We start from the raw sequence: 13,567 nt of genomic DNA, 5'->3' as shown, positions 1-13,567 counted from the left end.
AAACGACGTCGCGAACGAAGTCTCGGCCGGACTGTCCGGTAAGGGCTGGGACACCGTTGTCCCCGCATGACGGTGTCCTTGATCGGCTACGCCCGATGCTCGACCGCGTAACGGGACCTGACCGCGCAACGGCACGCCCGCTCGCCGCTGCGTCGGGGTACGCGACTCGCCCGGCTCGAGGGCGGCATCCCGGCCGGCGTGACATCAACGGCGGGCGGGGCGGCCGTTCTCCAGGTAGCGGGTCTCGCCGGGCACCGCGGCTCGCAGGCGGCCGGCCAGCCGGTCCACCGTGTACTCCTCCAGGCGCGCCGGCTCGACGTAGGCCCACTCGAGGATCTCGCCGTCGGTGAATCGGATCGCGGCGTGCTGGGCGTCGGTCAGCGTGCCGCCGTCGAAGACGAACAGCAGTTTGTCGCCCTCGACCGGGTGCGGGGCCCAGTCGATGACCAGTGCCTGGCCGGGCGTGATCACGAGACCCAGCTCTTCGCGTACCTCTCGGGCGCACGCCTCGGAGGGCGTCTCGCCCTCCTCGACCATGCCGCCGGGGATCTCCCACGCGTCCTGGTAATGGGTGCGCACCATCATGATGTGGCCGCCGGCGTCCCGGAACAGCGCGCCGGCGGCGACCAACAGGCTCACCCCTCGCACCTTATGGTGTGACGGCGACCTGGAAGATAGGGAGCTTGCCCAGTTTTTGATAGGCCTGCAGGGCGGCCGGCGTGCTGTCCACCGACGAGTCCTGGCCCTTCTGGTTGTGCGGGGTCTCGAACTGGACCATCGCGCGGATCTTCGGGAAACGGCGGAGTTCCGCACCGAGTTGCCGGTAGAAGTCGACCTTGTAGGCGGTGTTGCGCCGGGAGGACCAGACACCCCACTCGGCGATCATCAGCGGTTTGCCGGGATGCTCGGAGAGTGCCCAGTTGTAGAAGCCGGGCCAGTCGCGCTGTCCCTCGATCCGGCGGTTGAAGATCTCGGCGAAGTCGCCGTGGCCGTAGCCGGGGTCGCTGTACGCGTACGTGTCGAAGCCGATCCAGTCGACCACGTCGTCGCCGGGATACATGTGGTTGAACCAGCTCTGCGTCGCGTGCTTCACGTAGGCCATGTGCACCAGCACGCTGACGATGTTGTCGACGCCGCGGGCGCGCAGCCGCTTGATCACGTGCCGGTACATGGCCGCGTAGTCGCGAGCGGTGTACCCGGAGCCGGCCCTTTCCCGTACGTCGTTCTCGCCCTCGTGGTGGACGGCGAAGAAGAACTGCTCGGGGAAGTTCTTCTTGATGTGTACGGCGAGCCGGTCGAGGAAGGCGTCGGTGCGCCGGTCGCCGCGGGCGATCGCGGCCCACGAGGCGGACTCGGGCTTCCAGTTGAGGAACAGGATGCGGTGCCGACCGGGCTGGTGCGCGATCGCGATCTCCTGGTCGGTGGGGAACAGCTGCCGGATCCCGCCGTGGTAGGCGTGGTAGATCGCCTGGGTGCGGCCGGTCTTGCGTTCGAAGGCGGCGAGCGCGCCGGCGCCTCGGCTCTCGGTGTGCGCGCCGGGCGCGACCCCCCACAGAACGTTGCAGGTGGGGACGAGCTTGCGGCCGGTGCGGCAGCGGCCGCGCGACGCGGCCGAGTCGGTGGCCAGGCCGGGTGCCGCGATGCGCGGTGCGACGGCGCCGGGCTTGCTGAGGGCGTACGGCGTGCCGGGCGTGCCCGGTGCGGTCGCCACGGTCGGGTCGTCCGGGGCCGTGGCGGAGGGCCCGGCACTGGGCGTCTTGCGGGCGGGCAGGCTGCGCCGGTGGTCGCCGAGGACCGGGAAGTCCGGGGAGGCGATGACCGGCATCGAGACGGTGGGGTCGCCGACCGTGCCGAGCGGCAGCCCGAGCTGATCGACACCGCCGGTCCAGGCCCAGGCGAGGGTTGTCGCCACGGACAGCACGAAGGCCACCGGTACGGCGGCGAAGTGTACAAACCGGAGGCGGCGCGGTCGTCGGGTCACGAGGTGCCAGTATTGTGACGAAGATCCGGTTTGTCCAATACCTGACCGGGAAAGCTGCCGGAAAATTGGCCGGATCGGCGGCTCCGCCCTGCCCACGCCCCCGACCGGACACCCGGCTCGACCCCGACCGCCGGTGCTGCGAAACTGTCCCCCTAGTCGGCCGCAGGGGGATGCAAAGGTGAATGGTTCGGTGCTTCCCGAAGACGTTTTGCGCGACGCGCCGTCATATACGCCGCTCCCACACGAGCTCGCGGACCTCGAATTGCTGCTCAGTGGCGCCTACACGCCGCTGACCGGCTTTCTCGGCCGCGCCGACCTGGACGCGTTGCGCCGCCGCGGGCGCCTCGCCGACGGCACGTCCTGGCCGGTCCCGGTGACCCTCGACGTGCCCGCCGAGCTGGCCACCGGCCTGACGCTCGACGATCCGCTGCACCGCACGATCATCCTGACCGACCCGGAGGGCGCGCCGGTCGCGGCGCTCGAGGTGAGCGACGCCTGGCCGACCGGGCAGCAGACCTACGGCGTGGGCGGCACGGTGCGCCGGATGGGCGACGGCGGGCACGGGCCGTTCCAGCGGCTGCGGCGCACGCCCGCCGAGGTCAAGGCGCTGCTGCCACCGGGCCGGGTGCTCGGCGTGATCGCCGACCGCCCGCTGCACCGCCCGCAGCTCGCCCAGATCGCGCACGCGGCCCGCACCCTCGCCGCCCACCTGCTGATCCTCATCCCGGTGAGCGGCCCCGGCCCGGACGGGTTGCCGCCCGAGGCGCTGGTCCGGTCGGTCTTCTCGGCCCGCGACCGGATGCCCCCGGCGACCGTGGTGGCCGTGCCGCTGCTCACCCGGGGCGACGAGATGCGCGACGCGATGCTGCGGGCCCGGGTGGTCGCGGCCTACGGCGCCACCCACGTGCTCTCCGGCGGCGAGATGCTCTCCGGCCGCGGCCTGCACGTGCTGGTGCCGCGCGAGCTGGCCTACGACAACCGGGACGGCCAGTGGCGCTGGCGGGACGACATCCCGCCGCGCAACCGCCGTCTCGCGATGACCCCGGCCGAGATCGACGACCTGCTGGACCGCGGTTTCCCGCTGCCCGAGTGGCACACTCCCCCGGCGGTGGCCAAGGAGCTGGTCCGGGCCCGGCCGCCGCGCCGGCACCGCGGTCTCGTGGTGTTCTTCACCGGCTTCTCCGGCTCGGGCAAGTCGACCATCGCCCGCGGCCTGGCCGACTCGCTGCGCGAGTCCGGCGACCGCACGGTGACGCTGCTCGACGGCGACGTGGTGCGGCGCGAGCTCTCCGCGGGGCTGGGCTTCAGCAAGGCCGACCGCGACCGCAACGTACGCCGGATCGGCTGGGTCGCCGCCGAGATCGGCCGGCACCGGGGCATGGCCGTGGCCTGTCCGATCGCGCCGTACGAGGCGGCCCGGGCCGCGGTGCGCGCGATGGCCACCGAGGCCGGCGCCGGTTTCCTGCTGGTGCACGTGAACACCCCGCTCGAGGTGTGCGAGCAGCGTGACCGCAAGGGTCTGTACGCCCGGGCGCGGGCCGGCCAGCTGCGCGGCATGACCGGGATCGACGATCCGTACGAGACGCCGGCCGACGCGGAAATGACGATCGACACCACCACGATGACCGTCCCCGAGGCGATCGAAGTCGTGCTGGCGTACCTGGTGGAACACGGCTGGGTGGAGCCGAAACTGACCTAAACCCATCACGAAGGCGGGCGTGAGACGTTTACCTCCCTGGGGGCAAATCGCCCAATATAACCGTCTCACTCACCCCGGAAGGTCCGCCAACCGATGGAAGCGTCTCGCCCTGCGGATGTCTCGCATTACCTCGGCGTGTTCCGCCGCCACTGGTGGATCGCGCTGATCGCGACGGGCGCCGGGCTGGGTGCGGGCGCGGCGCTGACCAGCGCTCTGCCCAAGGTGTACGAATCGTCCACCGCGGTCCTGGTCCAGGCTCTCGACCAGGACACGAACGCGCAGGGCGGCCGCACCAAGGGCTCGGTCAACCTGGACACCGAGGCGCAGCTGGTCGGCTCGGGCGCGGTCGCGGCGAAGGCGGCCGCACTGCTGCGCAGCCCTCGCTCGCCGCTGGAGCTGGCCAAGAGCGTCTCGGTCGAGGTGCCCGCGAACACCACCGTCCTGGTGATCACCTTCAAGGCCGGTTCGCCGCAGGAGGCTCAGGCCGGGTCGCACTCGTTCGCCGAGGCGTACCTGCGCAACCGGGAGGAGACCGCGCAGAGCGGCCTCGACCAGCAGATCAAGACCCTCACCACCAAGATCAAGCAGCTCACCACGACGCTCACCGGGATCAACGCCCGGCTGTCCCGGGCGGTCAAGGGCAGCCCGGACGAGAGCAACCTGCAGAGCCTGCGCAACAACTCGCAGAACCAGCTGAACGGGCTGACCGGCCGGCTCAACGAGCTGACCACCACCACGGTCGGGGCCGGCAACATCATCAGCGACGCCCGCCTGCCGGAGACGCCGGTGAGCCCGAACGGCATGGTCAACGTGGCCACCGGCGGCATGATCGGCCTGCTGCTGGGCTGCGGGCTCGCGTTCCTGCGGGAGCGTTTCGACCGCCGGCTGCGCACCGCCGCCGACGTGCGCGACCGCGGCCGGGTGAACGTGCTGGCCGCCCTGGACGAGCGCACGACGCCGCACTTCGACGACGTGCTCCAGCCGTACGGGGCCGGCGGCCGGGTGTTCAACCGGCTGCGCAACGAGATCCTCGCGACGCTGCGCCCCAGCGACCAGGTGATCGTGGTGACCGGCGCCAGCCGCGGCTCGGCCGCCACCCTGGTCGCCGCCAACCTGGCCGCCGCGCTGGCCCGCACCGGCAGCGACGTGGTGCTGATCGGCGCGCACCTGCCGGACAGCGTGATGGACGCGGCCCCGCTCGCCCGGATGCTCGGCGTGTCGGCCGTGCCCGGCCTGTCCGACCTGCTGGCCGGCCGGGTCGGCCTGGCCCGGGCGGTGCAGCGCACCCCGCGCATCCCGTCGCTGCGGGTGATCACCACCGGCGGCGCGGCCACCGCGGCCGGCCTGATGCAGTCGCAGCGGCTCAAGGACACCCTGGAGACGCTGCGCCGGCAGGGCGGTTACATCGTCATCGAGGCGCCCTCGACCAGCAGCAGCGCCGACGCGCAGAGCCTGGCCAGCCTGGCCGACGCCGCCCTGCTCGCGGTGGAGCTGCGCCGGTCCCGCCGGCCCGCCCTGCTGGACGCGGCCGAACAGCTCCAGCGGGTCGGCACGCCGCTGCTCGGCGCGGTGGTGCTGCCGCGCCTGTCCGGCCTGCGGGCCGCCGAGGCCACCGCACCGGCGGTAACGCTGGCACCATCGCCGGCCGGCGACAAGCCGCAGGGGGATCGGCAGCACGGGGACCGGGGCGCCGCCGCGCTGGACAACCCGCTGTCCGACGGTGACCTCACCCAGCCGATGCGCTTCCCGACCAACACGATGTCGGCCGCCGAGAAGGCGGCCAAGGCGGCGCAGGCGGCCAAGGCGGCGGCAAAGGCCGCCGCGAACGAGAAGACCGCCGAGAAGCCGCAGGTACGGCCGCGCTCGGGTCGCGCCGCCGACGAGATCACCGCGGTCATCGACATGTCCGGGCTGGTCAAGGACGGGCTGGTCAAGGAAGGCACGGGCACCGACGGTACGGCCAAGGACGGCGACGGGAAGTGAGCCTGGCAGCCCCGGCCACCGAACGGATCGGCGGCCCGGCCCACGGCGCCCGCAAGACCACCACCCTCCCGGCCTGGCCGGTGGCGAGCATCCTGGTGCTCTATCCGCTGTGGTGGGCGCTCGGTCTCGGCGTACTCATCTTCGCCCTGATGGCCGTACCCATGCTCGTCCTGTTGGTGAAGCGGCGGGCCGCCGGCCGGCGGCTGATGTTGCCGCCCGGCTTCGGCTGGTGGGCGCTGTTCCTGGTGGTGGTCGTGGTCAGCATCGGCGCCCTGGGTGCCGACCCGGCCGGCACGCTCCCCGAGCACGCGACCGGCCGGCTGCCGGCGGTCACCTACAAGCTGGTCATGTACCTGTCGCTGACCGTGCTGCTGGTCTACGCCGGCAACCTGACCGAGGCCGAGCTGCCGAAGAAGCGGCTGGTCAAATACCTCGGCTGGCTGTTCGTGGTGACCGTGGCCGGTGGCTTCCTGGGCATGGTGGCCGGGCACTTCGAGTTCACCTCGCCGGTGGAGATGCTGCTGCCGGGCGGCGTACGCAACAAGGGTTTTGTGCAGTCGCTGGTGCACCCCTATGCCGCGCAGATCATGGACATCGTCGGCGAGGACAAGCCGCGCCCGGCCGCGCCCTGGGGGTACACCAACACCTGGGGCAACAACTTCTGCCTGCTGGTCGGCTTCCTGGCGGTGGCGGCCTGGCAGAGCGGGCGCGGGCGGAACAAGGCGCTCGCCGTGCTCTGCCTGCTGGCCTCGATCGTGCCGGCCGTGGTGTCGCTCAACCGCGGCCTGTGGATCGGCATCGGCGTGGTGGTCGTCTACGTGGCCGCCCGCCAGGTGCTGGCCGGTCGACTGTGGATCGTCGGGGTGGTGGCGGTGGCCGGCGCGTTGCTGGCGGTGGCCGTGCTGGCCACCCCGCTCGGCGGCGTGGTCAGCGCCCGGATGGACAACGGCAAGTCCAACGGCGTCCGCTCGTTCCTGATCGACCGGGCCCTGGACGGCTTCACCGGCTCGCCGGTGGTCGGTTACGGCGGCACCCGCAACACCGTCGGTGGCCGCAACTCGATCACCGTGGGCGAGAGCGCCGGCTGCGAGCGCTGCGGCAACTTCACCGTCGGTGGCAACGGCCAGCTGTGGCAACTCCTCTACGCGCACGGCGCCGTCGGCACCGCCGGCTACCTCGGCTTCTTCCTGTACGGGCTGTGGCGGTTCCGCCGGGACCGCAGCGCGATCGGGGTGGCCGCGAGCGCCGCGCTGGTCACCTCGTTCTCGGCGATGCTCTGGTACAACTCGCTGGTCACCCCCCTGGCCTTCATGGTTCTGGCATTCACGCTGCTGTGGCGTAACCACGCCGATCTTCCGGAAACGCAGCGCACCGCAGCAGAAGGGGACGACATCGCATGAGTCCGGTCAAGACCGCACCGGCCGAACTGACGGCGAACGACGCGGCACTGCGCACGCAGTACCTGACCGAGGTGCTCGACCTCCTGTACCCGTGGCCGTGCCGCACCGACGGCTCGCCCGGCACCCCGATCGCGGAGTACCTGGTGGTGCCGGACGCCCGGCGGCCGCGATTGCTGGTGCCGTCCGGTTCGCGCCGGGTGGCCGCCGCCGCGGTGCGCCGCTACGCCGAGCCGCAGTCGCGGGCCGCGAAGCTGAAGCGGGACGCGGTGGTCGCCGCGGTCCGCACCGGCGCGTCCGCGGTGCTGCTGCGGGACCGGGTTCGGGTCACCGGCCCGTACTCGTCGAGCATCGACGGCTACCTGAGCGAGCAGCTCGGCCGGGAGCTCTCGGTCAGCGTCCACATCGGACCGGCTCGGGCCAACCGCAAGCCGGTGCTGCAGCTGATCGGGCCGGAGGGCGACACGTTCGGCTTCGGCAAGCTGGGCACCGGCCCGCTCACCCGGACCCTGGTCAAGGCCGAGACGACGGCGCTGAACACGCTCGGCAACTGCGGCCTGACCAGGCTGACCGTGCCGCGCGTGCTGCACGCGGGCGAGTGGCGGGGCCTCGAGGTGCTGATCCAGTCGGCGCTGCCGGTCTGGCTGCCCCGGGCGCCGCTGACCCACCGCCGGCTGGTCGCCGCGATGCTCGACATCGCCGGGTGCTGCGGCTACACGTCCGGCCCGGTCGACGGCAGCACCTACTGGGACGAGCTGCGCGGCCGGCTCGCCGTGGTGGGTGACCGGCCCGAGGCGGCCGGCCTGGCCTCGGCGGCCGAGTTGCTGGTCAAGCACGCCGGGGACACCGTCTTCCGGTACGGCGCGTGGCACGGCGACTGGGCGCCCTGGAACATGGCGAACCTGGCCGACGCGCTGCTGGTGTGGGACTGGGAACGGTTCGCCACCGGGGTACCGATGGGCTTCGACGCGATTCACCACGAGCTCCAGCGGCGCATCCAGTCGACCGGCGACGCCCGGGACGCGGTCGAGCAGACCGTGCGCCGGGCCGGCGAGCTGCTCGCCCCGTTCGGGGTGCCGGCCGACGGCCGTGAACTGACCGCCCTGCTGTACCTGGTGGACCTGGCCGTCCGCTATCTGACCGACCGCCAGGCCGAAGCCGGCGCCCGCCTGGGCGTGCTCGGCACCTGGCTGCTCCCGGTGCTGATCCGCCGGGTCGAGGAGCTCTGACCATGGACGTACGCAAGATGCCCGCCCCGATGAAGCGGGTGGTGCACCTCGGTTCCCGGTCCTACGGGCGGTTGACCGCGCCGGGCCGGATGACCCCGTCGTTCCTGATCTGCGGTGGTCAGCGCTGCGGCACCACCTCGATGTACCGGGCGCTGGCCGCCCACCCGGTGGTGCTCAAGGCCGTGCTGCACAAGGGCGTGCACTACTTCGACACCTCGTACGACCACGGGATGGGCTGGTACAAGGCGCATTTCCCGATGCTGCGCAGCGGGGACAAGGTCGCCGAACGGTACGGGGTGCAGGCCCAGACCTTCGAGTCGAGCCCGTACTACATGTACCACCCGCAGGCGGCCGCCCGGATCGCCCAGGATCTGCCGCAGGCGAAGCTGATCGTGCTGGTCCGCGACCCGGTCGAACGCGCCTACTCGCAGCACCACCACGAGGTGGCGCGCGGTTTCGAGGCCGAGCGGGACTTCAGCGCCGCCCTCGCGCTGGAGCCGGCCCGGCTGCACCGGCAGGAGGATCGGCTGGCCGAGGACCCGTCCTACTACAGCTTCGCCCACCAGCACCACGCCTACCGGGCCCGCGGCGAGTACGCCCGCTACCTGAGCGTGATGGCCCAGCACGTGGGCCGGGAGCGGATCCACGTGGTGGAGAGCGAGCGGTTCTTCACCGACCCGGAGGACGTGTACGACGAGGTCTGCGAGTTCCTGGGCCTGCCGACCTACCTGGAGCGGCCGGCGTTCGAGCGGCACAACGCCCGCCCCCGCCAGGCCGACATGGACCCGGGCCTGCGCCAGGAGCTGACCAACTACTACCTGCCGCACGACGACGCGCTGGCCAACTGGCTGGGCCGGATGCCGGTATGGCGCCGCACGTGACGGACGTACTGGAGAAGCCGGGCTCGCCGACGAAGAGCGTGGCCCGGGGCGGGCTGGCCAACATGGCCGGCTCGGCCCTGGCCGGCGGCACCGGCGTGGCGGTCACCTGGATCGTGGCCCGCTCGCTCGGCGCCGAGCAGGCCGGCGCGTTCTTCGCGGCGACCGCCGCGTTCGTGCTCGGCGGCGGCCTCGCCAAGCTGGGCACCCAGACCGGGCTGGTCTACTGGCCGGCCCGGCTGCGGGCCACCGGCCGCACCCATCTGCTGGGCGCCTGCCTGCGCACCGGCCTGCTGCCGGTGGCGGCGGTGTCGGTGCTGCTGGCGGTCGTGATGTGGCTGACCGCGCCGGCGATCGCCCGGACCACCGCGCACGAGGCCGCCGCGGTCGTCGGCGCGCACACCGCGGCCCTGCGGGTGCTGGCCGTCTTCCTGCCGTTGCAGGCACTCACCGACGCGCTGCTCACCGCCACCCGGGGTTACCGGGCGATGCGGCCGACCGTGCTGCTCGACCGGATTCTCCGCAGCACGCTGCAGTTGCTGCTGGTGGCCGGGGTCGGCATCGTGGCGCTGTCGCTGCCCTGGTTCGCGTTCGCCTGGGCCGGGCCGTACCTGGTGGTGACGGTGCTCGCGGCGTACGCCCTGAAAAAGGTCTATGCCGCCGGCCGGCCGGCCGGAGCGACCACCCACCGGGCCGAGCGGCGCGCCCTGCGCCGCGATTTCTGGAAGTTCACCGGGCCGCGCGCCCTGGCCAGCGTGGCCCAGCTCGCGCTGCAGCGGGTGGACGTGCTGCTGGTGGCGGCGCTGGGCGGCCTCGCGCCGGCCGCGGTCTACGCGGTCGCCGGGCGATTCGTGGTGCTGGTTCAGTTCGCCAATCAGGGGATCTCGCAATCGGTGCAGCCGAGGCTGGCCGAGGCACTGGCCGTCGGCGACCGGCGGGCCGCCAATCACCTCTACCAGACCGCGACCGGCTGGCTCGTGCTGGTCACCTGGCCGATCTGCCTGCTGGTCGCCCACCTCGCCGGGTACTACCTGCGGTTCTTCGGCGACGGTTACGAGGCCGGCCGGAACGTCGTGGTGGTGCTGGCCGGCGCCATGCTGGTCGCCACCGGCTGCGGCATGGTCGACATGGTGCTCGCGATGGCCGGGCGCACCTCGTGGAACCTCGCGAACGTGCTGATCGCGCTGACCGTGACGATCGGGCTCGACCTGCTGCTCATTCCCCGGTTCGGCGCCCTCGGCGCGGCCGCCGGGCTGGCCTGCGCGATGGTCGCCAACAACCTGCTGCCGCTGATCCAGGTCGGCCGGGCCGTCGGCGTGCACCCGTTCGGCCGCGGCACCCGGGCGGCGGCGCTGCTGTCGCTGGCCTGCTTCGGCGTACTCCCGTTCGCCGGCCTCGCCGGCCTTCTGCTCTCCGTCCCGGCCTTCCTGGCCGGTGTCTGGCTGCTGCGCCGGCGTCTGGCGCTCGACGCCTTCAAACCCCGGACGCCTGCAAACCCATGAGGAGGACCCGTTGAGCACGGACTACACCAAGGTGTTCCAGGACACCGCGGCGGTCGAGAAGTACGAGACCGTCACGTACGCACCGGACAGCTACGCGTCGCAGATCAACCAGCGGCAGCGCGACTACCTGCGCACCCTGGTGCGCCGCGAGTTCGGGCCGCGGGCACCGGTGCAGCACGACTTCGCGTGCGGCACCGGCCGGGCCATCCGCACCCTGCACGGGCTCGTCCGGGAGGCGCACGGCTACGACACGTCGGCCGAGATGATGGCCAAGGCGGCCGAGGTGGGCTCGCACGCCGAGTGGCACCGGGTGGCCGTGGACGGGCCGGTGCCGGAGCCGGTCGAGGCCGGTTACCCGGCGATCGTGACGATGTTCCGGCTGCTGCTCAATGTGGACGAGGCGATCCGGGACCGGGCGCTCGCGTTCGCCGCGAAGGCGCTGCCCGAGGCGGCCGCCGGCATTCTGGTGATCGAGAACCACGGCAACGCGGGCTCGCTGCGGCACCTGCGCGCGCGGCGGCACCGCGACGACCGCTGGTTCGCCGAGCTGTCCCACGAGCAGGTGGAGAAGCTGCTGGAACGGCACGGCTTCGAGATGGTCGAGCGGCGCGGCTTCTCGATGATCACGCCGTCGCTGCACGGGAATCCGCTGGCCCGGGTGGCCGACGCGGCGGTTCGGCGGATGCCCGGCACAGACGGATATGCGGTGAACGTTCTCTACACCGCACGGCGGATCCATGCGTAGGGGATTCCTCGCTGTTCTGGCCGTGGTGCTGCTGCTGGCCGGCTGCACCTCGGAGGACACGCCGCCGACACCCGCGCCCTCGCCCGACCTGTCCGGCCAGCCGATCGCCGTCGCCGTCAACGGCGGGCCGTTCCAGAGCGGCCCGGTGGCCGCACCCGCCAAGGGTGCCCTGGTCGGCGCCTGGATCAAACCGGACGAGTTGACCCACGTGGGCCGGCTCGCGGCGGTCGACACCCTCGAGGCCAACCTCGGCCGCCGGTTGCCCATCGTCAACACGTACCGCCGCTTCGAGCAGATGGTCGGCACGTCGTCGGACAAGGAGTTCCTGGCCCAGGGCGCCACCCTGATGGTCAGCTGGGCCACCGGCGACAACCGGTCCATCCTGGACGGTGAGCACGACGACCTGATCCGCAAGCAGGCCAAGGCGATCCGCCGGATCCACCGGCCGGTGCTGCTGCGGATGCGGTGGGAGATGGACCGGCCCAACCTGCGGGCCACCATGTGGTCCGGCGCCGACTACATCGCCGCCTGGAAGTACGTGCGGAACATCTTCAAGCAGGAACGCGCCACCAACGTCTCCTGGGTGTTCTGCCCGACCGCCGAGGGGTTCATCCGCGGCGACGCGCCGGACTTCTACCCGGGCGACGACCAGGTCGACTGGACCTGCGTCGACGTCTACGCCGGGGAGAGCTTCCAGCCGATCGGGCAGCTCATGGGCCCGTTCCTGCAGTGGGCCGCGGAACGCCCCAAGCCGATCATCATCGGCGAGTTCGGGGTGGCCAAGGCGTGGGGTTCGGCCGGGCGGGCGGCCTGGTTACGCGACGCCGAGCGGACCTTCAAGGTGAATCCGCAGATCAAGGCGGTCACCTATTTCGAATCCGATCCGGAGGGGAACGGGCCGACCAAACAGTTCCAGCTGACCGGCGACAAGTTGGCGTTCAAGGCTTTCCACGCGCTGGTCAAGGACCCCTACTTCAATCCGTAGGCTCCAGGAACTCGAGCCGGTTGCCGTGGGCGTCCGCGGCGTAGAGCCGCCGGTGACCCGGGAAGTGGGGATCCCACTCGACCGGGTGGCCGGCGGCTTCGAGTTTCTCGGCCAACAGATCAAGACCATTGACGAGTACGCCGGGATGCGCCTTCTTCTCCGGGGTGAAACCGGGCACCGGCGCGAGGTGCACCTCCCAGCCGCCACCACGGAACCAGCAGCCGCCGCGGGCCTTGAGCACCGGCGGCTTGTCCAGTTCGATCAGGCCGAGGACGCCGCCGTAGAACCGCCGGGCATCGTCCTCCCCGCCCACCGGGATCAGCAGTTGGACGTGGTGCAGGCGCGCGAAATTCATGAGCTTTACAGTACGCGCGTACGGTTCAGCGCCCGCTGAGCCGGCGCCTGGGCCAGCAGCCGCAGCGCGTAGGGGGCGTCGTGCCGCAGGTAGCGGCTCGCCAGCCGGCGTGGCTCGGTGCCCAGGCGGTGCGCCCACTCCAGGCCGGTGCGCTGCATCCAGCGGGGCGCCCGCTCGACGTCCCCGGCGACGAAGTTGACCGCGGCGCCGCAGCCGATGAACCAGCTGGCCGGCAGCAGCGGCTTCAACTTCGCGATCATCCGCTCCTGCTTGGGAAACCCGAGCCCCACGAAGACCAGGTCCGGGTTGGCGTCCGCCACCTTCGCGCAGACCTCGGCATACGCCCCGGGGTCTTTCTCGAAGCCGAAGTCCGGGCAGATCGTCCCGGCGATCCTCAGCCCCGGATTCGCCGCCGCCAGGTGATCGGCGGCCTTGGCCGCGCCGTTGTTCTTCGGGTCGCCGCCGATCACGAAGATCGAGCGGCCGTCCAGGCCCAGTCCCGCCGACAGCGACCAGATCAGGCTGCTGCCGGCCACCCGCTCCGGCAGCGGAGAGCCACCCAGCCGGCTGGCCCAGATCAGCGGCATGCCGTCGGCCACGATGAGATCCGCGTCGGCGAGGTGCTCGCGAGCCTCGCTCTCCCGCTGGGCGCGCCGCAGGATGTCGATGTTCGGGGTGATGATCCGGCCGCCGCGACCGGCCGTGAGCGCCTCGCGGACCACCGCCACCACCTCGGCCTCGGTGATCCGGTCGATGCCCGTGCCGTCCAGTTCGACCCGGTCGAAAGCCTCGATGGACACCTTCGCCTCCTTC

At 71.9% G+C, this 13,567-nt stretch carries 12 protein-coding genes; 8 read left to right on the top strand and 4 right to left on the bottom strand.

All coding sequences use genetic code 11. From position 1 onward, the window contains the following. Positions 1 to 204: 204 nt before the first annotated feature. Both Ato02nite_RS22850 and Ato02nite_RS22845 read right to left on the bottom strand, forming a co-directional pair. Complete coding sequence (locus Ato02nite_RS22850; RefSeq protein ID WP_246607315.1) at positions 205 to 639, bottom strand: NUDIX domain-containing protein; 435 nt, start codon at positions 637 to 639, stop codon at positions 205 to 207. A 10-nt stretch (positions 640 to 649) separates the two neighbouring features. Continuing rightward, the gene (locus Ato02nite_RS22845; RefSeq protein WP_246607314.1) at positions 650 to 1,930 is read right to left on the bottom strand and encodes a glycosyl hydrolase; all 1,281 of its coding nucleotides are present in this window, start codon (positions 1,928 to 1,930) and stop codon (positions 650 to 652) included. 229 nt (positions 1,931 to 2,159) lie between these two features. On the opposite strand from Ato02nite_RS22845, the gene cysC reads away from it, so the two are divergent. From cysC to Ato02nite_RS22805, 8 genes are all read left to right on the top strand, one after another. After that, on the top strand, positions 2,160 to 3,680 hold the full coding sequence (gene cysC, locus Ato02nite_RS22840) for an adenylyl-sulfate kinase (RefSeq protein WP_213008622.1): 1,521 nt from the start codon (positions 2,160 to 2,162) through the stop codon (positions 3,678 to 3,680). Positions 3,681 to 3,773: 93 nt separating this feature from the next. Next, on the top strand, positions 3,774 to 5,663 hold the full coding sequence (locus Ato02nite_RS22835; protein ID WP_213008621.1) for a Wzz/FepE/Etk N-terminal domain-containing protein: 1,890 nt from the start codon (positions 3,774 to 3,776) through the stop codon (positions 5,661 to 5,663). Then, positions 5,660 to 7,063 (top strand): hypothetical protein, encoded by a 1,404-nt coding sequence (locus Ato02nite_RS22830; protein ID WP_246607313.1) that lies wholly within the window; start codon positions 5,660 to 5,662, stop codon positions 7,061 to 7,063. The genes Ato02nite_RS22835 and Ato02nite_RS22830 overlap by 4 nt, the downstream gene beginning before the upstream one ends. After that, entirely contained in the window at positions 7,060 to 8,289 is a 1,230-nt protein-coding gene (locus tag Ato02nite_RS22825; RefSeq protein WP_213008620.1) for a hypothetical protein, read from the top strand. Before Ato02nite_RS22830 ends, Ato02nite_RS22825 begins: the two co-directional genes overlap by 4 nt. 2 nt (positions 8,290 to 8,291) lie before the next feature. Continuing rightward, a complete protein-coding gene (locus Ato02nite_RS22820) occupies positions 8,292 to 9,170 on the top strand; it encodes a sulfotransferase family protein (RefSeq protein ID WP_213008619.1) in 879 nt (292 codons plus the stop codon). Next, positions 9,167 to 10,669 (top strand): lipopolysaccharide biosynthesis protein, encoded by a 1,503-nt coding sequence (locus tag Ato02nite_RS22815; RefSeq protein ID WP_246607312.1) that lies wholly within the window; start codon positions 9,167 to 9,169, stop codon positions 10,667 to 10,669. The genes Ato02nite_RS22820 and Ato02nite_RS22815 overlap by 4 nt, the downstream gene beginning before the upstream one ends. A 10-nt stretch (positions 10,670 to 10,679) precedes the next feature. Beyond that, the gene (locus Ato02nite_RS22810) at positions 10,680 to 11,414 is read left to right on the top strand and encodes a methyltransferase domain-containing protein (RefSeq protein WP_213008618.1); all 735 of its coding nucleotides are present in this window, start codon (positions 10,680 to 10,682) and stop codon (positions 11,412 to 11,414) included. Further along, on the top strand, positions 11,407 to 12,399 hold the full coding sequence (locus tag Ato02nite_RS22805) for a glycoside hydrolase family 26 protein (protein WP_213008617.1): 993 nt from the start codon (positions 11,407 to 11,409) through the stop codon (positions 12,397 to 12,399). The genes Ato02nite_RS22810 and Ato02nite_RS22805 overlap by 8 nt, the downstream gene beginning before the upstream one ends. On the opposite strand, the gene Ato02nite_RS22800 is transcribed toward Ato02nite_RS22805, so the two are convergent. Both Ato02nite_RS22800 and Ato02nite_RS22795 read right to left on the bottom strand, forming a co-directional pair. After that, the gene (locus tag Ato02nite_RS22800; protein ID WP_213008616.1) at positions 12,389 to 12,754 is read right to left on the bottom strand and encodes a VOC family protein; all 366 of its coding nucleotides are present in this window, start codon (positions 12,752 to 12,754) and stop codon (positions 12,389 to 12,391) included. The two genes, Ato02nite_RS22805 and Ato02nite_RS22800, sit on opposite strands and share 11 nt — an antisense overlap. Before the next feature lie 5 nt (positions 12,755 to 12,759). Then, positions 12,760 to 13,554: a WecB/TagA/CpsF family glycosyltransferase gene (locus Ato02nite_RS22795; protein WP_213008615.1), complete on the bottom strand. Its 795-nt coding sequence runs from the start codon at positions 13,552 to 13,554 to the stop codon at positions 12,760 to 12,762. Between the last annotated feature and the right edge of the window lie 13 nt (positions 13,555 to 13,567).

Origin of the sequence: Paractinoplanes toevensis (genome assembly GCF_018332695.1) — a bacterium.
GTDB classification, from domain to species: Bacteria; Actinomycetota; Actinomycetes; order Mycobacteriales; family Micromonosporaceae; genus Actinoplanes; species Actinoplanes toevensis.
Note: the sequence above shows the minus strand (reverse complement) of the source record. Positions and strands in the feature narration are given on the sequence as shown.

Excerpts from the sequence above, each read along its gene's own strand:
- Ato02nite_RS22825 (WP_213008620.1), top strand. The coding sequence starts at position 7,060 with ATGAGTCCGGTCAAGACCGCACCGGCCGAACTGACGGCGAACGACGCG.
- Ato02nite_RS22820 (WP_213008619.1), top strand. The coding sequence starts at position 8,292 with ATGGACGTACGCAAGATGCCCGCCCCGATGAAGCGGGTGGTGCACCTC.
- Ato02nite_RS22835 (WP_213008621.1), top strand. The coding sequence starts at position 3,774 with ATGGAAGCGTCTCGCCCTGCGGATGTCTCGCATTACCTCGGCGTGTTC.
- Ato02nite_RS22805 (WP_213008617.1), top strand. The coding sequence starts at position 11,407 with ATGCGTAGGGGATTCCTCGCTGTTCTGGCCGTGGTGCTGCTGCTGGCC.
- Ato02nite_RS22800 (WP_213008616.1), bottom strand. The coding sequence starts at position 12,754 with ATGAATTTCGCGCGCCTGCACCACGTCCAACTGCTGATCCCGGTGGGC.